Below are 24,294 nucleotides of genomic sequence, written 5' to 3'. Positions count from 1 at the left end.
AGGGCATCGGGCCAGACGGAGACGAGACGAGTCGACAAACGTCCGCTCAATGTCCTGACTGCGACCCTCCGGCGCGCTTTCGATTGCGCACGACGCACCGCAAGACTCTGACGTCAAAATGTTCCGCACCGGGTTTGATGGAGACATCGAAACCTGGGAGGAACACTAGCGATGCCGGCACCGAAGAAGTACAGCGATGAGCTGCGTGAGCGTGCTACCCGGTTGGCGGTCGAGGCCCGCCGGGATCCGGCGTCCGCGGTCGGGGCGATCCGGCGGATCGCCGGTCAGCTCGGGGTTCATCCGGAGGCGTTGCGCACGTGGGTGAAGCAGGCCGAGACCGACGCCGGGCAGCGGCCGGGGACCACCAGCGGCGACGCCGAACGCATCGCCGCCCTGGAACGGGAAGTGCGTGAGCTGCGGCGGGCGAACCAGATCCTGAAGTCCGCGGCGAGTTTCTTCGCGGCGGAGCTGGACCGTCCGTCGCGATGAAGGTCGACTTCGTCGACTCCCAGAAGGCCGAACACGGTGTCCAGCCGGTCCTGCGGGCGCTCGAAGACACGCCGGCGCAGATCGCACCGTCGACCTACTACGCCGCCAAGACCCGCCCCGCCAGCGCCCGCTGTCGGCGCGACGAGGAGCTGACCGCGATGATCGAGCAGGTCCACACGGCCAACTACGGCGTCTACGGCGCCCGCAAGATCTGGCACGAGCTGCACCGCCAAGGGGTGCGGGTGGCCCGGTGCACGGTCGAGCGGCTGATGCGTGAGTCCGGGCTGCGTGGGCTGCTGCGCGACAAGTCGCCACGCACGACCCGCCCGGCAGCCGAGACCAGCCGCCCTGCTGACCTGGTCAGACGGGACTTCACCGCAGCCGGGCCGAACCAGCTGTGGGTCGCGGACCTGACCTACGTGCGCACCAGCGTGGGCTGGGTGTACGCCGCGTTCGTCCTCGACGTGCACTCCCGCATGATCGTCGGCTGGCAGGTGTCCACGAGTCTCTACACCGGTCTGGCCCTCGACGCGTTGAAGATGGCGATCTGGCGCCGCGAGAATCAAGGCGCTGACCTGGGCGGACTGGTCCACCACTCCGACCGGGGAGTCCAGTATCGAGCGATCCGCTACACCCAGCGGCTGGCCGAGGCCGGCGCCGTCGCCTCGGTCGGCTCCAAGGGCGACTCCTACGACAACGCCATGGCCGAGGCGTTCAACTCCCTGTACAAGGCCGAACTCGTCCGCAACAAAGGCCCGTGGCGTGGACTCGACGACCTGGAGATGGCCACCGTCGAGTACATCGACTGGTACAACAACCGGCGCCTACACGGCGAGCTCGGGCACGTCCCGCCCGCCGAGCACGAGGCACTACACGCGATGACCCAGCCGGTCACCGCACCCCTGGAAACCAGCTAACCAACTCTCCATCAAACCCGGGGCTTGACAAAACACGACCGTTGCCGAACCCTGGACCGGCGACCACGCCCACAGAAACTGATCTTGGTGTCACCACTCATGGCGCCGAGGTATCCAAGCCCTTGATACGACCGTCAGTCCATCCGGCAACGACTATGAAACAGAGCGGAAGGTGATCGAGATGATGCCACGACCCACCGTCCGACCGGACGAGCGCCCTGATACCGAGATTCCTACAGCGAGTGCCTACGGACCGGGTGATCGTGTCTGGGTTTACCGTGGTGGTTCCTGGCGCCCCGGGAGGGTGGAGCAGTCGTCGGCACTGGCGGTGTTGGCGACCTACTGTCCCACGGATGCGCGGGGAACCAGTGTCGACACCGTGACGGCACCGTACGTTGCCAAGCGGGCCGACGCGGATACCGTCCCGGCGGTCGACTGGGCCGAGCTGGCAAACCGACGTGTGACCGCGGCGGCCGACCTCGAGTCAGCGCCGGACCAGTGCAGCGGCGGTCCGGCTGAACAGCTCGTCGTTGGTCTGATGGATGCGCCGCTCAGCAGCACTCACGTCGCCTATTCGCAGGACCACCTCTCGGCCGCGCCGGTCGGATGGCCGTAGCTGGCAGCCGCGCAGCCGTCACCCCTTGCCCTTGTCCTGTCCGTGCTCGTGACGTGATGGAGAAGCTTACTGATGTTCTTGCCGGCAGACGTGACCAACCAGGTACTCGCCGTTCTGATCAACGGATCGGGGTACACCACCATGACGCACGTCGCCACCGCGATAAACGACCTCGGACGAAAGAAGTACGGCCTCGACCTCGGCTACGACCACAAATGCGTCAAACGCTGGCTCCAAGGTCGCGACAGCGACCAACCCGACCTCCTCGCCGAAGTCCTCGCCACCGCCTGGGGCGCCGACATAACGCCACCGCTCATCTGGCCCCACACCCGCAACGGCAACCCACCACTCCCCGCCCACCATCACCCAATCGTCGCCACACGCACCCTGCAAGAACTCGCAACCCTCGTGCGCCGCGACATCCTCTGCACCACCTCCACCCTGACCAGCCTGGTACCCGTCGTCGCCGGACCCGCGTACGCCGACGCGACCATTCGCTGGCACGAGGCCGACACCATCGGACTACCCGTCCCCGACAACCACCGCACCGACCGCACCGACCGCATCGACGCGTCGGCCGTCGATGCGGTCGAAGCCGCAACGATCCGACTGGCCGAGTACGACCAGGAGTTTGGCGGGGCGCTGGCCCGCGACGCGGCGATCGGACACCTCAAAACCGCCGTCGACCTACTCCACCAGGCCACCTACGACACCACCACCGGCAACCGGCTCCTCGCGGCGATCGCCACGCTCGCCGCAGCGGTCGGCCGCATGTCCCACGACGCCGGCCTCGACGGACCAGCACAGCACTACTTCACCTACGGACTCCATGCCGCCCGTGAATCCACCCACCACCACGCACCCCTCACCGCAGTGGTCATCTTCGCCGACATGGCCCGTCACCTCCACACCCTCGACCATCCCCAGGCCGCCCTACGACTGGTCGACCACGCCATCAGCATCCTGCCCGGGCAACACACCCGGACCAGAGCCATGCTCTGGAACCTCAAAGCACACATCCTCGCCGCCGAACCCACCAACAGACTCAGCGAAGTACGCGGCATGCTCGACCTCGCCGCGAACCTCCACATCGAATCCGACGACGACCCGCCACACCATCACACCCTCCATCCGAGCGACGCCGACCTACGCCGCGAAGCGGCCACCACCTACCTACACCTGGCGACCGTCCATTCCGGGCACGCCGACGACCTCGCCAACCACGCCGGAACCGAAGCCCTCGCCGCACTCACCACCTACCGTCTCCACCAGCGCCGCGAACGCGCCCACAGCCACATCGACCTTGCCCACGCCCGATACCTGCTCGGCGACACCGCGCAGGCGCACACCGACACGCAGGAAGCCATCCGACAAACCGCACTGATCCCAGGCTCGACCCGACTCCGAACCCGACTCCACCAAATGCTCGCCAACACCGCTCAATCCGAAACGACGATAGGCAACGTGCCGGACCGCGAGGAGTAATCACGGGCGCAGACCCACTTCGCCCGAGCCCCGCGTGCGCGGGGAGCAGGGTGTCGGCCACCCGGACGGTCCGGGCGGTCGCGGATACCGGTTCTACGCCGCCTATCCCTTCAACGGCCCTCCGGCCGACGTCCCGGCCGTTTCGACCCGCGCCTCCAACATAACCAGCCGGGGCGTGGCGATCGCTGTTCTGCCCGTACTCCAGTCCCTGTAGTTTCGCTGTCTCCGGGCCCCGCCGCACGGCGGGCCCGGAGTCATGCCGGCAGGCCGGCCCTCAGCGCCGCGACGACGGCCGCGTCGTGCGCGATCCCGGAGCCGGCCAGTGTCTCGGCGGCCCGACGCCAGGCGTTGAGCGCGCCGCCGGCGCATCCAACGCAGCGGGCAACAACACGTCACCGACGTCGACTGACAACGTCCCCGCCCAGCCAAGCACGCACCGAGCCGCCGGCGCCAAGCTCGCGCAGCGGCCTCTGACGAACGTCGAGCAGCTCTTGAAGCAGGTCAGTCCTCTACCCCATCCAGAATGCGAATGTCGCGTTCGGCGCCGTCGCCGAGCGCCGCGAGCGCCTCCTGGTATGCCGGGCTGCGGTAGGCCGCGACGGCGGCATCTGCGCTATCGAAGCGGATGACCGTTGTGCGCAGAGCGGCGGATCCCTCCAACACGTGCACTGGGTTGCCGCGGGCGAGGAACGCCCCGCCTGCCGCCCGCATCGCCGGACCGGCCAACTCAACGTAGCGCGCAAGCCTGGCCTCATCATGGATAGCGGTGAACGTGTTGATCCAATAGGCGGTCATGGACCCCATGATGCCTGTTCAAGGCCGAGAAGGCAGCCGCAGTTCCTTGACGGAAGCAGCGATCTCGTAGAGCTCGTGTCTGACCGCCCAGCCGACCGGTCCTGAATGCTCCAGGACACGCCCGACACGGCGGTGCAGCGGGCCGGCGGCCAGGTCACGCACACGCTGCCGGCTCCGCATGGCGTCGCCGACCACGCCCGGCCGGCGAGCTGGTTACTGAACCTTTTTCAACCTCCCCTTGCGGTCCGACGGACCGCAAGGTCGGACGCGGTGCATGAGCGCCGCGCGGTCCAGGCTGAAGAAGGTTCACTGAACGTATACGGGGGGTGTGGACCGGCTGATCGGGTCGATGATCACCACCGCGTATCTGAGCGGGCGAGGGCTGATGGCGGTGTCGCGTACCACGGTCGTCGTGCCGGTGATCGGTACCGGGGGCAGGGCGACGCTCGGGTACGACCCGGGCGGGTAGATTCGGTGGACCTCGAGTCGGTGTGGCGCGATCGCGTGCCGGTGGGAAATCGGCGTATTGGTCACGGCGATCTCGTTGTACGTGCCCCACCGGACCGTGGCCCGGGGCACGAGCGGGGTTTCGGGGGTGAGCAGTGTGCTCGCGGGCGGGGAGACCGGGCCCCAGCCGGACACCTGTGGGCCCGGATGACCGCCCCCGATCAGATGGATCTGACTGTCGGCGGGCAGGGTGCCCACGGGCAGGTGCGGTTCGGCCGGGTACCGCACCTCGGCCAGCCAGGTCAGCCGGACGTAACCGGGAAAGCCCGTGGCCGGGCCGTCGACGACGGTGGCCGACCAGGCCCCGTCGGCGTCACGGGTGAGCGAGATCCCGGTCTGCACGACGGGGACGTACTCGGGGTCGCTGTTGGCGAGGCGACCACGGCGCAGCCGGGCCTGTGGCGGCTCGGTGAGCCCGGCGAGCAGGTCGTCGCGGAGCCCGGTCACGGTGATGGTGACGTCCACCCGGCCGTCCGTGCGCGGTCGTACCCGCACGACCGGCGCCGGCGGCCGGTCCGGTACGGGCACCGCGACCGGCGTCAGTCCGCAGGTCTCGAAGGCGGTTTCGACACCGGCACTGGTCACCGGCACCACCCGGACGAACTGTACGTTGCGCAGCGACCCGGGCAGTCGGTGGCGAAAGCGCACCACGCCGTCCGGCGCGGCCCGCAGTGGTTTCGGTGTGACCAGGCTGAACCGGCGGCGGTCGGTCAGTTCGCCCGACCGCGCCCAGACCTCGGCCGCCCGTCCGCACCGCTGTCCGCTGCCCGTGCCGCCCAGCCTGCGTTCGTCGCCCAGGTACACCCGGTATCCCCACGCGCCGCCACTCCACTCGAGGCCGACCTCGCTGTCGCCCATCGGGTCCTGCTCGGTGGCGAACAGCAGGGTCGGTGCGACGTGCAGCGGGGCGTAGGCCCGGGGGTCGTGCACCGTACGCTCGACCTGGGCGGGTTCGGAGGTCTGACCGGCCGCGTCCACCAGACTGGCGAGCACGGGGATCGCCGCCGTCTCGCCGACGCCGAACTCGCGTACCGCGACGGTCGCCACGACCGATGACGCGCCCGCCGGTACCGGTACCGCGGGCTGTTCCACGCCATCCACCGTCAGCAGCGCGAGCGTCACCGGCGCCCCGCCGGGGCCGATCACGTCCCGGGAGGGCAACCGGCCCGGCAGGGTGCGACCGGGCACGCCGATCCGGATCCGCAGTGTCCCGGGCGACCGTGGCTGGAGCCCGCCGTCCCGGGCAGCGGGTTGGAACTCGGCCTCCACGGTGGGTGTGGGCGGCCCGGCCGTGGGTGGCGCCTGCCCGCTGACCACCGCCCGGTCGCTCCACCGACCGAACTCGTCGGCCCGCCACAGCCCCCAGGACGCGGACTGGCCGGGCACCGCGAGGTCGGTGACCGAGCCCGCATCGTTGTTGTACCTGTCCCAGTGGGCGACCACGGCACGCGCCCGGTTCACTGATCCGACCCGGATCGTGTCGTGTAGCGAGACCGGGCTTGGGGTCAGCCTGGCGAGGCCGAGCATGCCACCGGCCGCCGGCCCCACCAGTGGAATCCGTTGGGTCCAGAGCCGCTGGCCGGTGGTCACCCGCCAGGTGCTCTGCGGCAGGGCGAGCGTACGGGGCGGAGCGGGCCGGTCCGGCGTGGCCTTGGCCGCGACGGCCGGCACCATCAGCGGTACCGCGGTCCAGCCGTCGGCGGGATGGGCCGCCCGCAGCTGGGCCAGCCGCTCGGCGACCAGCGCCGACAGGCCGGGATACCGGTCGTACAGTGCGGACACGACGGTGGCCGGTGGTGGGAAGCCGGTGATCAGCGAGCGTAGCGTGCCGCCGTCGGATGACCGGTCCAGCGGCAGCAGCCACAGTCCGGCGACCATCCACAGGGTGCACACCGCCGAACCGGTCGGCGGGTCCACCCGGGTAGCCAGTCCGAGGTGCCGGGCGATTGCCGGGTCGACCGCCGAGGCGAGCAGGGCGGAGAGCGGGGAGATCGCACCGGAGGCGGCGGGGACCGGGCCACCGGCGAGGCTGACGGCGGTGTCCACCGGCGGTGTCGCCGGGTCGGTGAAACACCGCTCCAGCCAGTAGTCGAGACCCGACGGTGCGCTGGACAGGGCCTGCACCCGGTTCACCTCGTCGGCCGGGGTCAGCGCGGTCACCGTGCCGTCGGGGCGATCCGGTGGGCCCATCCGCTTGGCCGCGCCCTGCTCCACCCGGATCCGGGCCGCGGTTGCCGGATCGGTGGTCGGGTCGGGCACGTACCAGGGACCGGCGCCGCGCGGCAGGCCGAAGGAGACCGCCCGAGCGGGATCGATCGCGATGTACGGCGACTCGGTGCTGACGATCTCGACCAGGTCGATCGCGCCCGCACCGCTGACCCGCAGCAGGGTGATGTCGGTGCCGCCGAATTCGTACGGCGCCGCGCCGCGGCTGGCCAGCACCCTGGGATCGGCGTCCGGCAGCTCGGTCGCCGGGTCCAGCACCTCGACCCGGAAGGCGCTGCCCGACTGGGTGAGCAGCCGGACGAAGCAGCATCGGACCGCCCGGAACGTCCACTGCCATCCGTGGATCACCAGGTAGTGCGTGTCACTGGCACTGGTGTGCCGGATCCCGCCGCCGGTGGCGGCGACGGACAGGTCGGCGTTCAGCCAGACGTGGGTCGTCGACGATTCGAGCTTGTCCGGTCGGGTGTAGACCGGCACGACGTCGATGCGGAACGCGGTGAGTGGATGCAGCGGGAATCCCAGGCGTGGCGCGAGGTTGACCCGCAGGTGCGTGCCGTCGGGCAGCCAGGGGTCGCCCGCCGTGGTGATCGCCGACGCGCGCAGCAGCTGCGCCGGCGCCGCCGTCGACCGGCCGGCGGCCGTGGCCTCGATGTCCGGCCGCTGGGCAGCGGCAGGGCTCCCGGGCACCACCGACACCACACCGCTGGCCACCGCCCCGCCGAGCAGGCTTCGACGCGAGAATCCCTTGTCCGACATCAAATCTCCTCGGCGAAGCGGGGTGTGGTGTTGCAGGAGCCGGTCAGGTACGTGGTCACCGTGCTGGTGCCACCGGTGGCGAGGGGCCGGTTCTCCTCGATTGCCAGCCGCAGTCCGTAGCTGGGCACCGCGGGCGAGACCGTACGCAGCAGCACCCGACACCCGGAACTGTCCCGCCACACCTGGCCGAAGGCGTTCGGGGCGCTCAACGACAACAGCCGGACCCGTGGCGGGGCGTCCCCGTCGGCACCGGGTTCCCGGCCCATGTCCAGCCGCTCCAGCGGCTCCGGCGACTCCAGCAGCACCCCGGAGAGCAGCCAACCGGAGCCACTGCGGATCCACAGCGCGCTCGTCCTGGCCCGGGGCGCCGGGCGCAAATCGAGACCGAGATCGCGCAGTACGCGGGCGAGCAGGCCGTCGCCGGTGCCGGGCGGCGGCAGTGTCGTGGGTGCCGCCACGGCCAGGTCACCCGCCATGCCGGGGGTTCCGGTGCCCACGAGGCCCAGGTCGGCGAACTGTTCGAGAGGGGAGGCGTAGCGGGAGGTCGTGAACACCACGCCGGGCAGGCCAACGCCACCGCTGAGCTGTCCGCGCTTGCGGAACCAGACGGCCAGGTCGTAGGTCGCGCGCGGCTCCAGCGGCACCTCGGGCACGAGCGATGCCCCGACAGCCGGGCGCCGGCACGCCCCGCTCGATGCCAACGCGAGCGCGTGTAGCCGCTGGTCGGCCCGGGCGAGTTGCCAGGCCCCGATCAGCGCGACCAGCCGCGCGGTGACCGGGTCGGGCGGTGCAGCCGCCTCGGGCGGGGTGTCGGTACGGCGCAGCCGGAGCAGCGTGTCGTACTCGTAGCGGCGGGCCAGTGCGGTGATGTGGTTGCGGCTGAAGCTCGCCGCGACCGGGTCGTCGTGGTACCAGAACCGGGTGCCGTCGCCGGGCACGTAACCCAGCAGGTATCGCTCGAGGTAGCTCGGGTCGAACCGGTCGACGGCCCGGAAAATCGGCGCGAAGACGCTCGCCGCGAACTGTGGCGACGCCGTCTTCGTACCGGTTTCCGGTGCGGTCCGGAAGTAGTAGTCCGTGCTCGGCAGGACCGTCGGCTCAGGCTCCCCAGGAGCGTGCACCACGATCGTGTTGGTGATTTTGTAGAGGGTGTCGGGCAACAACAGGTTGGTGTCGTCGTCCAGCGACCGCCAGGACGCTACGGTGCCCGCGGTGGCCGCCTGCCACCGGCCCGCGTCGACGACGTTCGCCGCGTTCTGCGCCGCGGAGGTGATCCCGCGTACGCCCAGCACCTCGACCCGGCTGCGGGCGTAGTAGAACAGCCGGAAGCCGGTATCGGTCAGGTTCGACGGCGGGGTGTAGCAGTAGACCCGGTGGCTGGGGCTCGGGTTGAGGGTCTGCACACGGGTCCACTCGATGCTGGAGTTCAACGAGAACACCCGGATCGTGTCCTCCGTCGCGGTCGCCCGCACCCTGAGCCAGAGCCGGGGCTGGGAGATCTCACCGTCGAAGGTGAACTGTGCGAGTGCGAGCATCGGCGCACCGGTCACCTGCCGCCACTCGCCCTGAAGTGGGTGTGGCAGGACCAGCCCTCCGGAAAAGACCCGGTCCGGTGTGGACACGCCCCCGGAAATCTGCCGAGGGCCGCCGGAGTGCATCGGGGCGGGCAGCCCGCGCGAGGCGAACCAGGACGCCCTCAGCGGCTCGTCGTCCAGGGTGACCGCCACCCGCGCCGAAAGCCGCGAGCGAAATCGGTTGGCGGGCAACGCCTCCGGCGGTATCTCCCAGCCGACCGCGGTGCCTTTGGCATCGGTGCCGAGCAGCCATCCGGCCTGGGCGAGAACCGCCGGCCCGCACAGGTCGCGCAGCGGAATCAGCGGGTCCTCCGGCAGGTTCTCACCGCCGTCGGCCAGGGTCTGGATCCACGGAACCGGGTCGGTGGAGAGCAGGCTGAGATGCCGCGCGGTGGTCAGCGGGTTGGGCGACCTCTGGTCCACGGCCGGGATCCACCAGGTGGCGTCCGGGTTGTTCGGCACCGGCACCTCGCCGTCGTCCGTGACGCTGACCATGGACAACTGCCTCAGCAGGTACCGGTACCGCAGGTCGGCGGTGCCGACCTCACCGCTGCCGGAGAACGTGTCGACGATCCGGAACGGACCGATGGAGTACGTCTCGGATGGCGGGCCGACGGTGAAGGCCAACGTCGGTACCACGTCCGGCCACACCACCGGCGCGTCGTCGGGGTTGGTGGCCGCCGCGGCGACCGTACGACCGTTGCGGTCCATCAACGCGACCCCGGTCAGCGGGCTGACCATCGGGACCGGCGGCGGGCCGGGCTCGTCGCCGAGGTGGAAGTCCACGCAGCCGCCGATGGAGAAGAAGCACAGATCGACCTCGCCGCAGACGTGGAAGTCGACCAGGTAGCGGACGCCCGGCCCGACCTGCACCCTCAGGGTCGTACTCGCGGCGACCGACACCGGCCCGAGGTCGAGGGAGCCGGCCAGCCGGCCCTCGGCGGCGATGATCGGGGACTGCCCCCGCTCGTCGGGGTACGGCATGGTCCCGATCCCGGCGACGAGTGACGCGGACATCTCCAGGCCCAGCGGACCGAACCGCAGGTTCCGGTGCCAGCTGGCGCCCATTCCGACGGCGAAGCCGTCGAGGCCACGGCCATCCTCGAACAGGTCGGGCAGGCCGGCGCCGTCGATCATGAGAAACGCCCAGGCGTGCTCGTCGAGGATGTCCGGCAGGATCGTCAGCAGCACCGGGGCGCCCCGACCGTGCTTGTCGTCGCCGCCGACCCGCAGGAACCAGTTCTTGCCGCGCTTGGGGAAATGCGCACCGATGGGCACGGTCAGCTCGAACAGCACCGGTACGCGGTAACTGCCGCGCAGCCCCATGGTGAGCCCGTCGTCGCCGTACGCCAGCACGCCCAGGTAGTTGATCAGGTCTCCGCCCGGCGGGGAGCCGACCTCACTGAGCTGTGCCCTCGGGGCGAACAGGCTTCCCTTGAGACTGGCGTTGATCGCCACATCGGGCACGCTCAACGCGAACATCGCCCGGGCGGAGAAGGTGAATCCCAGGTCGGGTACGGTGCCCAGCACGGCGCCGATGCCCAGGGTCGTGCTGCCCGGATCGAACCGGGTGTGACCGCTGCGGCGCGGATCCCAGGACAACTGCTGGGCGACCATGTCGTCGCCGGGTGGCAGCGCGATCGCCGTGTTGGCGCCGAAGACACCCATGAAGCCGAACACACCGAGGCCGGTCGGTCCCAGGGGCACCGGTCCGGGCAGGTCGATGGCGAACACGACCAGGATCTGGTTGCCGTCGGAGCCGTGGTCGGCGGTCATCAGGTACGCGTCGGCGGCGAGGTTGAGCGGCGGGATGCTCGCGGCCAACCGGATGTCGGTGATCGGGCGGCCGGTCGCGGCATCTGACAGGATCTTGAGCTGGCCCCTCCCCTCGATGACGTCCAGACCACCACCCGCGCCTGGGAAGGCAAGCGTCACCGCCAGCCCGCGCAGGGTGACGTCGAGCGAGCCGCCATGCACGGTGGCCCGGATGGTGGCGCCCTCGACCCGTACCGGTCCGAGGTCCAGCGCGAAGGCCAGATCCACCTCGAACCACGTCGAGCCCTTGCCCGACCGGGTGCCCAGCACGTCGAACAGCGACCCGAGGTGCTCGACCTGCCACCCACCCGGGTCCTCGACATCCACCCGCGACGAACGGTAGTCGAGGGTGTAGCGGTCCAGCCCGGTGGCGTTCATGTCGACCCGCAGCCGCACCCCGTGGAAGCGCACCCGCATCGGCCGGGCCGGGTCCATGCTCACCCCGAACCCATTGCCGCCGCCGACGGTGAGCGGCTTGACCACGATGTCGGCGCTGTAGTCGACGGTGAAGTCGAATACCGAGGCCGTGGAGTAGCCGATGGTCACGCCGTGCACGACGACCTGACCCTGCTGGGTGAGCACGGTGCTGAGTCCGAGTGCGGCGACGAGCAGGTCGTGCACCAGCGCGCCGCTGCCGTCGTCACCGGGTCGTGGTGGCGGCTTCGGCGCATCGGCCATGACCGCGGTGGCCAGTGCCGCGGCGGTGACGACCGCCTTGGGCGCCACGGACGACTGCGGGGTGGCGCGTACGGAGATCAGCCCCTGGTCACCGTCGGCTTCGAGGGCCGCGGTGAACCCGACGACGACCGGGTTCTGCCGGGGATCGCGGCTGTAGCGGACCCGGATCCGGGTCGGGGCACCGCCGCCGACGGTCAGCTCCTCGCCCACGGCGGGCACGGTCATGCCGTCGATCGGCAGCACCGCCACGATGTCGACGAGCGTAGGGATCAGATCGCCGAGCCGGGTCGCGGCCGGGTCCCGCCACTCCACGGTGGCGGTCAGCTCGGGACGGCCATCGGCCGACGGCAGCCGTACGGTTGCCGTCGCATCCACCCCGGCCGGGCTGGTCATCGACAGGCTGGCGGTGACCTTGGTGCCGCCGCCGAGCGGAACGCCCCGCGGCACATACAGGCTCAGCCCCGGAATCGACAGGCCGCGCCACGCCGGATCCTGGCCGGGTGGGGACATGGTCGGGTTGTCGTCGATCAGAATGACGCCGCCGGTGAAGGACATGCCGACGCCGGTGGTGCCGAACAGCATCGCCGGCGGGTCGAGTCGTACCGTGATCAGTTCGTCTTCGCTCAAGCCCTTGGGCAGTAACCGCATCCGCGCTGCCTGCCCCGCGATGCCCGTCACCCGTACGACCAGCTCGCCGTCCACCCGCAGCCGTCCGGCCACCGGCTCCAGCCACTCCTGCCGGCCCGCGCCCGTGCCGCCCGAACGCGGCTCCGCGGGCAGGAGCGCCGGCGTGGTCGGGAGATAGAACAGCGGGTCCGCCGTGCCCAGCAGGGCGATGTCCACGCTCCAGTTGTTCTGGTTTCCTACCACGGTCACCACGACGGGGCGGCCGGTGGCGAGGGTGAAACTGAGGAAACCGGGCAGCGCCGGGTTGGCCACGATCCGGCCGTCGAGGGTGATCGGTGTCCCTGGTCGGACCGTCACCTGATCCACCGACCGCAGCACCGTGTCGATATCCGCCGGTATCAGCACCTGATTCGTGGCACTCAGAGAGTCCAGGTAACCCCGCAGGTTGGCCATCTGCAAATCCCCATTCGGGTTCGCGGGCATGGTCAGGGCGACCTGGCCATTGATTAAATACTTCGCATCTACGAATCGGTCCAGGTGTCCTGAACCGCAGCAGATCCAGCACGTAAACGGAGCTGACCGTCGGCCCTGGCGTCGGATAAGGTCCCTCTGGCCGACCAGGTTCCAGGCCGTCGCTTACCCGAAGTCGTTGCCGGATCGACTACTGGAGCCCTGACCTGTGCAGATCGTCGGTGGAGGCTGCGAATCGCAGGTGGCCCGCGTCGCGTGGGTCACGGGGTTCGGTGCTTCTTCCCGTGCGCTCGGCCGGGTTCACCCGCTTGCGCGCTCGGTCGCCGATCCGAGTGTTCCAGTAGGAACGGTGGTCATCAGCGAAATCGAAGCGACAACGAACTGATCCACGATATCGCATGGCCGTCGCCTTCCGAAGGGGACGATACATGTTTATTGAAGCATGCGGATGACTCAACTCTCTACCCCCGATCTGCCAGGGTGAAATCAATCCTTCTTGTCCGAGAAGTGCGGCCCCTGGGATGTGTCCCGTCTGCGGTGGAAGTCCGCAATGAGCTGAGTTCGTCCAGGCTCGACGATTACCTGCATATCGAGCAGAAGCGTGCATCCGAGCGAGACACGCGGGTTCCGGACCCTTTCGGCATGGGCCGCGCGGCGGCCCGTTCAGCCGACCTGACCGGTCGCCCGCAACGGACAGGCTGTACCTATGCGAGCGGACAGGTCGGCCCCGCCAGGATTCGCCACACCCGTACCTGGATCGCGCCGTCGGAACGGGGGCGGGATCACCCCCGCGTGCGCGGGGAGCAGATCCCGGCCGCCACCCGGTTCTGCCCGCCACCGGGATCACCCCCGCGTGCGCGGGGAGCAGGTGCGGGACTGCTTCGTGCGTGGGGTCGAGCACGGATCACCCCCCGCGTGCGCGGGGAGCAGACCCGGTTGATGATCCGGTACGCGGTCATGTCGGGATCACCCCCGCGTGCGCGGGGAGCAGGCCGAGGCGCTCGACGTCCACCGGTCGACCCTGGGATCATCCCCGCGTGCGCGGGGAGCAGATACCCGGGCATCCCGGCTTTCAGTTCCTCTAGAGGATCACCCCCGCGTGCGCGGGGAGCAGAGGTAATCGACGCCATCGGCAAGCCACGCCGCGGGATCACCCCCGCGTGCGCGGGGAGCAGGACTCGTACTCCGGCCGGGAACGGCCGAGCAGGGGATCACCCCCGCGTGCGCGGGGAGCAGCTCGTCATCCCGGCGCTGATGCAGCGCGAAGGCGGATCACCCCCGCGTGCGCGGGGAGCAGGTCGCTTTCCGGCACGCGTCGGCCGGCGCCATCGGATCACCCCCGCGTGCGCGGGGAGCAGACACCGGGGCCGGTGCCGACGAGCAGCGCGCCCGGATCACCCCCGCGTGCGCGGGGAGCAGGGCTCGTCCGAGTCGTAGATCGGCACCGACCCGGGATCACCCCTGCGTGCGCGGGGAGCAGCGGTGCGTCGCCGCGCCGCCCGGGCTCGGCGGGGGATCACCCCCGCGTGCGCGGGGAGCAGTCGTTCTGCGCCCGGACAGACTCCCGGGCCAGAGGATCACCCCCGCGTGCGCGGGGAGCAGTCCCGGTGCTGTTTCGCGCCTTCCCAGCCAAGGGATCACCCCCGCGTGCGCGGGGAGCAGATCTCGTCTGCCGGGCCGCCGAGCTTAGCCGCCGGATCACCCCCGCGTGCGCGGGGAGCAGATCTCGTCTGCCGGGCCGCCGAGCTTAGCCGCCGGATCACCCCCGCGTGCGCGGGGAGCAGGTGTCCCGGCCCCGGGTCCGCCAGCCGGGGTACGGATCACCCCCGCGTGCGCGGGGAGCAGATCACAGGCGTCGTGAAGCTGCTTGTCGGCGCCGGATCACCCCCGCGTGCGCGGGGAGCAGCCACCACCGATCTTCCAGTATCGGCGCCAGAGGGGATCACCCCCGCGTGCGCGGGGAGCAGGCTTCTTGACCTGGGGCTCCGTAGATCAACTCTCGGTTTTTTCTTCACTTTGTCTTGGGCTGGCCGCCGTGGTGTCCCTGCCCGCTGGGCCCCGCCGTCCGAACCGACGGCGCTTCGACGCCTTGCTCCAGCCTCTTGGCAGAGCAGGGTTGTACGTGCTTCGCTCCGTCGGTCTGCGGATCAGGGTGATCCCGTCGAAGTCGACCGGCTTCCAGTGGTGGTCGTGTACCTCGAAACACAACCGTTGCTCCCCCGGATGTTGATAGACGAGCAGCGCTCGGCCAGGTCCCGCCATCTCGACGACCTTGGCCCAGAGCCGGTGTCGGATCCGGCTGTTGACGTGTCCCACGTAAACCCCGGCGGAGATCTCCAGCAGCCATTGCGTCAGGTGGCCGCGCAGCCCTTCGGGGCAGGCGGTGAGGATGATGACGGTCATCAGAAGTCCACCTCGTCGCTGTAGTTCCGTCCGCCGGCGAGTTCGTAGCCCTCCTCGTCCCACAGGCGTACGGTGCCGCCTTCCGGCTCCTCGCCGAGCCACTGCTCGTCGATCGGTCCGGCGGGAGCGGGGCCGAGCAGCAGTGTCCGGATGTCGCGTACGCAGCGGTCGAGGAGGGCACCGCCATGGGCTCGGTCCCGGACGGCACGACGGGTGTCGCCGCCGACGTCGGTGGAGCCGCTGGCGGCGATGTCGAAGGCGACTGGGATGGTGATGTCAGCCTTGTAGAGGTCGGCGATGTCGTAGACAAAGGATCGATCGTGGCCGGTATGCACGAAGCCGAGGCCGGGTGAGGCGCCGATGGCGACGATGACGGCGTGCACGATGCCGTACAGGCAGGCGTGCGCGGCGGAAAGCGCCTGGTTGACGGGGTCGCTGCCACCGAAGTCGTCCGGGTCGTACTCCCGGTTGTTCCAGGTCACGCCGGTGCGCTTGGCGTGCTCGCGGTAGCAGCGGCGTACCCGGGCCCCTTCCTTGCCCCGCAGTTGCTGCATGGTGAGGGCGCTGGTGTCCTCACCCGGAAAGCGCATCCGATACATCTCTCGGGCCACCCGCAGCCGCCGGTCGCGCTGCGAGACCGCAGCGGCCTGGGCCACGAGCAACCGGCTGGATCGGGCGAGCGGGCGTCCGTGCGCGTAGTAGCGGACGCCCTGCTCGCCGACCCAGACCGCAGTGGCACCGTTGTCGGCGAGAAGCATCATCGCCTGTTGGGTGATGCTGGTCCCGGGTCCGAGCATCAGGACGCCGAGGGTGGCGGCCGGGATGTGGGCCACTCCCTTGTCGTCGGTGGCGGTGATCGCGTTGCTGTCGCGGTGGATGACGCAGCGTTCGAGGTAGAGAAAGCTGAGCCGGTCCTGGGCACGGTTGAGGTCCGCCAGTTCCGCCGGTGGGACACCGGGGATCTTCACCGGGCGGTTTGGGCGGGCGCGAGGGTGAGCAGGCCGCAGCCGTACGCCTTGGCATGCCCGATTCCGCTGGTCAACGCCCGGCGGAAGGCGCACGCATCGGTGACCTGGAGGATGCCGTCATAGGTCGCCGTGGTGAGGGTGACGGTGCCCAGGCCGCGCTTGAACGTCTGCGTGTGGCGCCGGTGCAGCCGCAGATTGGGCCGGCCGTCGTGCTGGGTCGCCAGGGCGAAGCCGTGCCGGTCGGCCCGGCTGGCCAGCCATCCGAGCTGCTCGGGTTCGCGCAGGTGGCCGAAGCGCTGTGTCTCCTTGGCGTCGGCGGTCTTGCGCCCGCTGTGGGTCGGGTTGGCGGTGAGCCGGAATGCCCACTGCTGTCCGGGATGCAGCGAGCCGAGCAGCCCGTCGTAGTCACGGGTCACCCATGGCTCACCTTCGGCCGTTGGCCAGCCGACCTGCTCGACCAGGTGGGTGAGATCGGGGCGGCCAGGGCTGACGATGTAGAGGTGGACGGTGGCGGTGGCCCGGGTGTCGAGCCGCCACAGCGTACGGGTGCCGGCGCGCTCGTAGTCCTCGGCTTCGCGGAACGCCGCGCGGACCGCCGCGTGCATGGCGTGTGGCGAGGAGAGCAGCTTCCGGGCGTTGCGCCGGGCCGGGTTGATCTGGAATCGGGTCAGGAACATGCTCAGCCTCCCAGCAGGCTCAACGGGTCGTGCTCGGCGACACCGGCCCGCTCGGCGAGGTCGTTCGTGACCGGTACGTGCTGGCGCAGCACGGATCGCCAGATGTGCTGCCGGTGCGCCGGGTCGAAGCTGACCGGCTCGTCGGGCACGGTCTCGGTGACCGGCTCGCCCGGACGGGCGTCCCGGATGACCTCCAGCAGAACCTCGCGGGACGCCCGCCTGCAGTGCCACTCGGAGGCGATCCACGGCCAGTCTCTCAGCGCGTCATCGAGGGTTTCGTCGTGCACACCGAGGCTGATCGGCCCGACCGGCGGGCACGACCGGCGCCCGAGGTAGAGCGGGAATCGGGGTCGGTTCAGCGCCTCCGCCAGGCCGTCCAGCAGTTCCCGGTCGCCGCCGACCGCGCCGAGAAACGCCGCGTCGGAGAGGTAGAAACGGTAGGTCAGCGGTGCGCTCTGGCGACCGTCGAGGCTGCGGGCCGTCTGGAAGTCCCGCAGGATCTGCCCGGGCTGGTCCAGCCGCGGGGAAATGATCTAACGGCTCGCAGATGTCCGCGAGGCATGGGGCACCCCCAGCTTCTCGCCGAGGACCAGCCCAGTATGTCACCTTTCCGACAAGTACCTTGGGCAGGCCTACGCAACCGGAGATTCTCGACCGCCTGCGGACAATCACGGAGCGCGAGGACAGCTTGCTGGTCCCCCGCGTTCGACTACTGCGGGAAGCGAGCAAGACGGAGTGGCAGGTGTGGTGTCGCATCCTGAAGAGATCGACCTCAGGGTCTTCTGGGGAAAGGCTGGTGCCGCAAAGCAGGGCGAGGAGACCATCCCGCACCCCTTGATCTGCCACACCATCGACACCGCCGTCGTCGCGGAGCTGCTCTACGAGCGGCTATTGAGCTCGGCATGCAGACGAGAACTTGACGCAGCCTTCAAGCCGCTCGGCGGCAGCCCGGCTCAGTGGACCGCCCTGCTGTGCGGCCTGCATGATCTGGGGAAGCTGTCACCCGCGTTTCAGGCGCTGCGCGCGGACGTAGCGGCAAGACTGTTGCCGCCCGAGGCGGTTCAGGAGACGGAGAGGTTGAGCCGCCTGCGGAGCGGCGCCAGGCGTACGGACACTTTCCACGGCGTCCTGACCGCACTTCACATCCGTCGCTTGCTCCTCGGATGGGGCGCGGAGCCGAACACTGCCCACACGCTGGCCCAGGTTCTCGGCGGTCACCACGGCGCCTTCTTCTCCGATCAGGTCCTCCGTGATGTCGAGCCGGCCGTCTTCGATCACGGTGGGCAGCGGTGGGCGGGGTGGATCGAAGAGTTGTTCTGCCGTACTTCGTCACTGCTCGGGCTACCTGATCCCCGTACCGTTCCCTGGTCGGAGGTGGCGCTCGGGACGGGCGGCGCGGTCGCACTGGCCGGACTCACGACAGTGAGCGACTGGATCGCTTCCGGTTCTATCAGCAAGGCGACGCACGCAGGCAGCGGTGTCGATATGCAGGCCTACATCCAGCTCTCCCGCAACCGTGCGGTCGAGCAGGTCGTAGACCGGCTCGGATGGTCGGAGTGGGCGACCGGGGAGGACCTCAGCTTCCAGCACCTGTTCGGCCAGCAGCCTCGGCCGCTGCAGTGGGCGGTCGAGGACAGGGTCCGCGCCAAGTCTCGGCCGGGCATCCTCGTCATCGAGGCTCCTACCGGCGACGGCAAGACGAGGACCGCACTGCAGTCGGCCATCAGCCTGATCCACCAGCTCCGGCTGGCCGGCTTCTTCATCGCGATGCCGACGCGAGCAACCAGCAATCAGATGTTCGATGAGGTAGAAGACCTGGTGAAGAGGCTGGACCAGGCTCTGCCGATCAGACTCCTGCATGGCACGGCTGGCGATTACCTGGCCGATCGCCGGGCGCGAGCCGTACGTGCTGAGGCGGTCAGCCCGGAGAACGTCGGCACTGACGATCCAACCGGTAGCCAGGACCAGGCAGTCCGCGAATGGTTCACCCGGCTGCGGGCCCTCCTCGCCCCACTCGCTGTGGGCACCGTCGATCGGGTTCTGCAGGGCGGGATCCGCTCCCCCTGGGCGCCAGTGCCTCTGGTCGGGCTTTCCAACAGGGTGCTCATTCTGGACGAGGTGCACGGCTACCAGGTCTACATGTCTACGATCCTGGATCGGTTGCTGCAATGGCTGGGTTGGCTTGGCGTACCGGTGATCCTGCTGTCCGCGACCCTCCCCCGGCGTCGCCGGGAGGAGTTGCTGCGTGCCTGGTATTCCGGTGCTCGGCATAGCCGTCCCAACCAGGTTGAGCTCGACCTGCCGCCGCTGACCTACCCACATGCCATCTGGCTCGATGGGACCGGGACTCCGGATGTCGTCCGGGCCGAGGCATCGGGCACCAACGCCGCCCGCGAAGTCGAGCTGATGCACCTACCTGACGACGAGCTCGCTGGCTGGGCCTTGAAGGAGGCAAGCAAGGGGCGGGCTGTCGCGGTGATCCACAATCTTGTTCGCCGTGTCGATCAGACCGTGGCCTTGTTGGAAGCGATAGTGGCTGGGCTGCCCGAGCGCGACCGTCCGCGAATCGTCTCTCTAACGGGCCAGCTGGCGGCAGGACCACGCGCCGGTCTGGAACTGGAGCTGCGGCAGATCGTCGGTAGGGGCGGGCAGCGAGCCCCTCGATCGGGATACATCGTCGTTGGCACCCAAGTTCTCGAGCAGAGTCTGGACCTCGACTTTGATTCGATGGCTACCGACCTCGCTCCGGTGGACAGCCTGATCCAGCGGGCGGGGCGGTTACATCGCTTCAGAACGACTGACCCGCTAGCCCCGCCCATACTCGTCGTGACCGGAGTGACCGACAAGACGTCCGGGCCGGATTGGCCCAGATACACCCTCTCGGTCTACCAGGACATGCTCCTCCTACGCACCTGGGCGCTGCTGCGTGAACGGCGTTGTCTACGCATGCCCGACGATGTGCCCCGGCTGGTCGACGCCGTGTACTCAGATCCCGAGACGATCTCCTTCCCGCCAACGTGGAAAGCGCGATGGCACATGGCACAGAGCAAGCTCGATGCGGCCAGGGAGGCTGAGCGAAAACTCGCGATGGCGCTCTACCTGCCACCGCCAACCAAACCAGGTGCTCTCTTGGAGCTGACGAAACATCGGAGGCACACGGGTCAAACCCGGAAGCCGGACGGGCGCGGTCGACGTGATGGATGACTTCCCGGGCAGCCATCCCGTCGACGATTGGGTCGACGTCGTGGTACTGCGCGCCATCGATGGTCACATACTCCCGGTGACGGGGACCATTCCCGTAGATCTGGACGCCGAGGGGCCTCCGGTACCCGAGCTCCTGTCTGAGCTCATGGATGCCACGGTGCGGCTCGCCCCGGGAGAAGGATGTTCCTCGCTGATCCGGAATTCCCTCCGGGCGATCCCGACCCCAGCACTCTTCGCCGCGTCGCCCTGGTTGGCCGATTCGCGGCCAGTGGTAGTCCGGGACGGACACGGGGTCGCTGCTGGCCTGTCGGTGCGTTACTCCGACGCTACCGGCCTTCGAGTTGTCGACCCGGCGGCCGATGGCGGCATTGATCAAGATCAGGACGGATGAAGCATGCGTTTCAACCTGGCCGAGGAGCCCTGGCTTCCGGTCGTCTGGCTGGACAGCACGGGCGCGGCCGGCGATCGTCCCGACGAAGTGGATCTGGTCACCCTGTTGACGAAGGCCCATCTGATCCGGCGGATCCTCGGGCACACGCCACCGATGACGGCCGCGCTGCACCGGCTGGTCTTGGCCCTGATGCACCGTGTCTACGGGCCGGCGAGCGACGATGCCTGGGGCGACCTGTGGCAAGCCGAGCAATTGCCTGATCCTACGGAAGCACGAGGAGATGAGGCGCCGCACTTCCAGTCCCGTTGGTTCGAGTTGTTCGACAGCGAGCGCCCGTTCTTCCAGTGTCCCGCTGTGGCCCAGGTGACCTCGTCCAGTGCGGCGAAGCTGGTGCCGCATCTGGCCGTCGGTAACAACACCACGTTGTTCGACCACACGACAGCCGCCGACGAGGTACGTCTATCACCCGCCGAGGCGGCACGTTGGCTGGTCACCCTTCAGGCGTACGACCCGGGCGGAATGAAGACGCCGTACGCCAAAGACAAGTCATCGCAGGCTGCGCCGGCCAACGGCATGGGCATGGTCCTGGTGGAGGGCAGCAACCTCAAGGAGACGTTGTTGCTCAACCTCCTGCCCTACCTTCCGGACGAGGAGATGCCGCGCAACACCGGCGCCGGCGACCGACCCGTCTGGGAGGCCGATCCGCCCCGGCCCGAGCCGGACAAGCGACACCCTCAGGGGTGGACCGACCTGCTGACCTGGCCCAGCCGACGTGTCTGGCTAGTGCCTCGTCAATACGACGGAGCCGCGACGGTGGAGCGGGTCGTCATCACGCCGGGAACCCGGCTCTCCGGTGACCCGCAGGACAACGAATGGATGGCGGCTCACCGGCGGGTCCGAACGAGTCGAGGACGCGGCGCGAAGGGCAAGGCTGGCAAGCCGACGTACGGGCCGTGGTATCCGGTCCGTCTTCAGGAGCACCGCGGTGTTTGGCGGTTCAGCCAGGAGCTTCTGCTTGCTCCGATCGGCGGCGAGGAGCGGCACTGGCAGCGACCGCAGACCCTCGACAATGTTGCGACCATGGCAACGCGGGGATACCTCGCTCCAGATGCCGTCTACACCCTTCGAGTCTTCGGCCAGCAGCTCGACAGCAAGGGCTCGGTCATCCAGCAGGCGCTGGAGGAAACGGTCTCGGCACCGGTCGCCCTGCTGCGGGCCGACTTCAAGGTCGCCGGTCCGGTCATCGGACGGACTATCGAGCTGGCCAACCTTGTGGGAAGCGCGTTGACCCAGATGGAGCGCGACCATCGGGCTCAGTTCCGCGCCTTAGTACGGCAGCCGCCCTTCGTGATCAGAGCTGAAGTTCGAGGTTGAGGCGGCGTGTGTAGTGGCATCGTCGGGCTCGGGCTTGATGCCGGCGTCGCCACTGTGACCAGCGCAGACGATGGGCGAGTTGGGTGATCGGGCGGATGATGCCGGCGTTGATCAGTCGTCGAACCTCGTTGACCGTCAGCTTGATCAACCCAGTGCTGGCCGGATCGTCTTTGGCGGCGTCAGCGGCGCAGATCACCAAGACGGCGAGGGCGGCCAGGGCCAGGGTGGTGAACCGGTGCCAGGAGTCCCAGCGGCGGACCTGGTGCTGGTCCAGACCGATCTGGCCCTTCGCGGCCTGGAAGCTCTCCTCAACGGTCCATCGGATGCCCGCGACGCGGACGAGTTGGGCGAGGGCGGCCCGGCGCGGAGTCCAGCAGCGGTAGAAGGCCAGCTCACCGGTAGTGGTGTTGCGGCGGATCAGCAAGCTGTGGTGGCCGTCATCGTCGGGGTCGGCGTCGGTGGTGACATCGTCGAGCCAGGCCCAGTCGTAGTAGCGGGGGCCTTTCGAGCCGACGCCGGCCGATCGGCGCTGCCAGGCCGAGTCGGGCAGGTCGTCGGCGATGCGGTCGGCGCGAACTCTGGTCTTGCCGCCGTCGAGTGGGACCAGGTGGCTGCGGGACACCGCGAGGACGTAGCCGAGGCGGTGTTCGCGCAGGTGAGCGCGGAACGCGCCGCTATTGCCGTAAGCCTCGTCCGCGGCGGCCCAGCCCGCCGGCACGCCGGCGTCGATCGCGGCGGTGATCATGTCGGCGGCCAGCTCCGACTTGGTAGCGAATTCGATCTCGTCAGGCACGCCAGCAGCTGCGCACCGCTGACGGTCCTCGGTCCACGACGCCGGTAGATACACCCGACGGTCGATCAGCGTGTGCCCGCCCGAGCCGGCGTAGCCCAGGAACACCCCGACCTGGCTGTTCTCGATCCGCCCGGCGGTGCCCGTGTACTGCCGCTGCACCCCGACCGTGTGGGTGCCCTTCTTCAGGTCGCCGGTCTCGTCGACCACCAGGACTGCCTCCGGGGCACCGAACCGGTCGGTGATCAGCTGCCGCAGGTCGTCGCGGACAGCGTCGGCGTCCCACACCGCCCGGTACAGCAGCCGCTGCATCGCGTCCGGCCGGGCGTGACCGGCCCGCTCCGCCAACTGCCAACACGTCTTGATTTCAAGATCAGCCAGCAACCCGGTCACGAACTCCGCCGCTGCACGACGCGGCTCCACCCGCCCGAACCGGCCCGCGAAGCACCCCAGCACGCCGGCCAGCACCCGCTCCCACCGGACGACGGCTACGCTGTGGCACGCGGCCACCGCAAGATCTGATGTTGTGTCCACAACACACAGACGATCACGCGGTGGCCGTCTCGCGTCCACCCCACCCGAGCAGCAAGATCCCAAACGGCGGCTGCCGTATTAGCCTCGTCCAGCCTCGACCTCGCGTACTGGACGCGTTTGTCCCGGCCCTTTGACACCTTCCTGGAAGCAATCGCCCTCGGACTTGAGACGGGCACCACCCTGGCCCGAGCCACACAATCCTGGGCCAGTGCCGTACGACAGATCGCAAGTCAGGCTGCAGCCCGATGGGCCGAAGGCTCACCTCGGCAGGGCCGCAACCTCGAGGTCGCCGGCGAATGCTACGGGCGGTTCATCGACCAGCTCGACGCCGAAATCAGGGCGTATCGCGGACACCTCGCCGGCCTCGTGGACTAGGAGACAACACGTGGACTCCAATCTGACGGTTATCCAGCGGCGGGAGGCCTTCGTCCGCCACCTCTACGGGTTGCACTACGCCGTAACCTCGACCAACCCGCAGCGATCTGGGGAAGCTCGCCAGACACTGGCGCGACTTCGTCGGTCTTTCGCCGGTCAGCAGCAACAAGTCGAAGCCTACGATGTGGTCTTCCCGCACGAGCCACCGCTCCGCGAACAAGATCTCTGGCTCCTGGTTGCAGGACTGTTCGCTCTGCATCCGCACGCCAACACCGTCCGAGGACGGAGCCTCGGTGCTGCGATGCAGGAACTCGTCGAGAAGCGTCCCTCAGCCGCACGTCGCTTCACTCAACTGCTGTCGGTCGACGTGGCGGCGATGCCGCACTACCTGCGACAGGCCATCCAGCTCCTCCGCTCCGCCGAAGTCGCCATCGACTACCTTCGCCTGCTCACCGACCTGATTGAGATGCAGGAACCCCGCGAAGAGACCCACCGCGTCAGGCTGAGCTGGGCGCGGGATTACCACAGGCCGAAGCGTCGGCCCAAGCCCAGCCAGACTCTCCCCATCGAACCAGAACCGACCGCAGATGCCCCTGCGGAGCCGGTCGACGCCTAACCAGGA

The 24,294-nt window shown here is 69.1% G+C and carries 14 protein-coding genes, 1 pseudogene and 1 CRISPR repeat array; of the genes and pseudogenes, 7 read left to right on the top strand and 8 right to left on the bottom strand.

Features of this window, described 5'->3' with window-relative positions; all coding sequences use genetic code 11:
• Positions 1-171: 171 nt before the first annotated feature.
• The 3 genes and pseudogenes from EV371_RS15390 to EV371_RS15380 all read left to right on the top strand — a co-directional run bounded on the left by EV371_RS15390 (position 172) and on the right by EV371_RS15380 (position 3,507).
• Positions 172-1,406 (top strand): annotated as a pseudogene (locus tag EV371_RS15390) (IS3 family transposase).
• A gap of 379 nt (positions 1,407-1,785) precedes the next feature.
• On the top strand, positions 1,786-2,022 hold the full coding sequence (locus EV371_RS33815) for a hypothetical protein (RefSeq protein WP_207230502.1): 237 nt from the start codon (positions 1,786-1,788) through the stop codon (positions 2,020-2,022).
• 90 nt (positions 2,023-2,112) lie between these two features.
• Positions 2,113-3,507 carry an NsdA family TPR-like regulatory protein gene (locus tag EV371_RS15380; protein ID WP_130462637.1) on the top strand — a complete coding sequence of 465 codons (1,395 nt, stop codon included), beginning with the start codon at positions 2,113-2,115 and terminating at the stop codon, positions 3,505-3,507.
• Positions 3,508-4,008: 501 nt separating this feature from the next.
• On the opposite strand, the gene EV371_RS15375 is transcribed toward EV371_RS15380, so the two are convergent.
• The 7 genes from EV371_RS15375 to EV371_RS15345 form a co-directional block, all read right to left on the bottom strand.
• Positions 4,009-4,302 (bottom strand): DUF1330 domain-containing protein, encoded by a 294-nt coding sequence (locus tag EV371_RS15375; RefSeq protein ID WP_130462636.1) that lies wholly within the window; start codon positions 4,300-4,302, stop codon positions 4,009-4,011.
• A gap of 306 nt (positions 4,303-4,608) precedes the next feature.
• The gene (locus EV371_RS15370; RefSeq protein ID WP_130462635.1) at positions 4,609-7,791 is read right to left on the bottom strand and encodes a hypothetical protein; all 3,183 of its coding nucleotides are present in this window, start codon (positions 7,789-7,791) and stop codon (positions 4,609-4,611) included.
• On the bottom strand, positions 7,791-12,938 hold the full coding sequence (locus EV371_RS15365) for a hypothetical protein (protein WP_130462634.1): 5,148 nt from the start codon (positions 12,936-12,938) through the stop codon (positions 7,791-7,793). The genes EV371_RS15370 and EV371_RS15365 overlap by 1 nt, the downstream gene beginning before the upstream one ends.
• Before the next feature lie 797 nt (positions 12,939-13,735).
• Positions 13,736-14,923: direct repeats of the CRISPR family, unit length 28 nt; unit sequence GGATCACCCCCGCGTGCGCGGGGAGCAG.
• 25 nt (positions 14,924-14,948) lie between these two features.
• Positions 14,949-15,359, bottom strand: coding sequence for a type I-E CRISPR-associated endoribonuclease Cas2 (gene cas2e / locus EV371_RS15360; RefSeq protein ID WP_486484628.1), 411 nt, complete (start codon positions 15,357-15,359; stop codon positions 14,949-14,951).
• Complete coding sequence (gene cas1e, locus EV371_RS15355; RefSeq protein ID WP_130462633.1) at positions 15,359-16,327, bottom strand: type I-E CRISPR-associated endonuclease Cas1e; 969 nt, start codon at positions 16,325-16,327, stop codon at positions 15,359-15,361. The genes cas2e and cas1e overlap by 1 nt, the downstream gene beginning before the upstream one ends.
• On the bottom strand, positions 16,324-17,004 hold the full coding sequence (cas6e, locus tag EV371_RS15350) for a type I-E CRISPR-associated protein Cas6/Cse3/CasE (RefSeq protein ID WP_130462632.1): 681 nt from the start codon (positions 17,002-17,004) through the stop codon (positions 16,324-16,326). The genes cas1e and cas6e overlap by 4 nt, the downstream gene beginning before the upstream one ends.
• A 2-nt stretch (positions 17,005-17,006) precedes the next feature.
• A complete protein-coding gene (locus EV371_RS15345) occupies positions 17,007-17,501 on the bottom strand; it encodes a type I-E CRISPR-associated protein Cas5/CasD (RefSeq protein WP_486484941.1) in 495 nt (164 codons plus the stop codon).
• Between the two features lie 238 nt (positions 17,502-17,739).
• Here EV371_RS15345 and cas3 point away from each other — a divergent pair, with 238 nt between their 5' ends.
• Genes cas3 through casA form a run of 3 tightly spaced genes read left to right on the top strand, consistent with a single transcriptional unit; the run spans position 17,740 to position 21,973 of the window.
• Complete coding sequence (gene cas3 / locus EV371_RS15340) at positions 17,740-20,208, top strand: CRISPR-associated helicase Cas3' (protein ID WP_130462630.1); 2,469 nt, start codon at positions 17,740-17,742, stop codon at positions 20,206-20,208.
• A complete protein-coding gene (locus EV371_RS15335; RefSeq protein ID WP_130462629.1) occupies positions 20,201-20,599 on the top strand; it encodes a hypothetical protein in 399 nt (132 codons plus the stop codon). The genes cas3 and EV371_RS15335 overlap by 8 nt, the downstream gene beginning before the upstream one ends.
• 3 nt (positions 20,600-20,602) lie before the next feature.
• A complete protein-coding gene (casA, locus tag EV371_RS15330; protein ID WP_130462628.1) occupies positions 20,603-21,973 on the top strand; it encodes a type I-E CRISPR-associated protein Cse1/CasA in 1,371 nt (456 codons plus the stop codon).
• Here the strand turns inward: casA and EV371_RS15325 are convergent.
• Positions 21,951-23,216 carry an IS701 family transposase gene (locus EV371_RS15325; protein WP_130465942.1) on the bottom strand — a complete coding sequence of 422 codons (1,266 nt, stop codon included), beginning with the start codon at positions 23,214-23,216 and terminating at the stop codon, positions 21,951-21,953. The two genes, casA and EV371_RS15325, sit on opposite strands and share 23 nt — an antisense overlap.
• 466 nt (positions 23,217-23,682) lie before the next feature.
• Here EV371_RS15325 and casB point away from each other — a divergent pair, with 466 nt between their 5' ends.
• Positions 23,683-24,288 (top strand): type I-E CRISPR-associated protein Cse2/CasB, encoded by a 606-nt coding sequence (gene casB, locus EV371_RS15320; protein ID WP_165436703.1) that lies wholly within the window; start codon positions 23,683-23,685, stop codon positions 24,286-24,288.
• The last annotated feature ends 6 nt before the right edge of the window (positions 24,289-24,294 follow it).

This window comes from Plantactinospora sp. CNZ321, from assembly GCF_004217235.1.
Note: the sequence above shows the minus strand (reverse complement) of the source record. Positions and strands in the feature narration are given on the sequence as shown.

What these genes read in the sequence shown, in the direction of transcription:
- cas2e (WP_486484628.1), bottom strand. Translation starts at nt 15,359, where the DNA reads ATGACCGTCATCATCCTCACCGCCTGCCCCGAAGGGCTGCGCGGCCAC.
- casA (WP_130462628.1), top strand. Translation starts at nt 20,603, where the DNA reads ATGCGTTTCAACCTGGCCGAGGAGCCCTGGCTTCCGGTCGTCTGGCTG.
- cas6e (WP_130462632.1), bottom strand. Translation starts at nt 17,004, where the DNA reads ATGTTCCTGACCCGATTCCAGATCAACCCGGCCCGGCGCAACGCCCGG.
- EV371_RS15375 (WP_130462636.1), bottom strand. Translation starts at nt 4,302, where the DNA reads ATGACCGCCTATTGGATCAACACGTTCACCGCTATCCATGATGAGGCC.
- EV371_RS15335 (WP_130462629.1), top strand. Translation starts at nt 20,201, where the DNA reads ATGGATGACTTCCCGGGCAGCCATCCCGTCGACGATTGGGTCGACGTC.
- EV371_RS15365 (WP_130462634.1), bottom strand. Translation starts at nt 12,938, where the DNA reads ATGGCCAACCTGCGGGGTTACCTGGACTCTCTGAGTGCCACGAATCAG.
- EV371_RS15370 (WP_130462635.1), bottom strand. Translation starts at nt 7,791, where the DNA reads ATGTCGGACAAGGGATTCTCGCGTCGAAGCCTGCTCGGCGGGGCGGTG.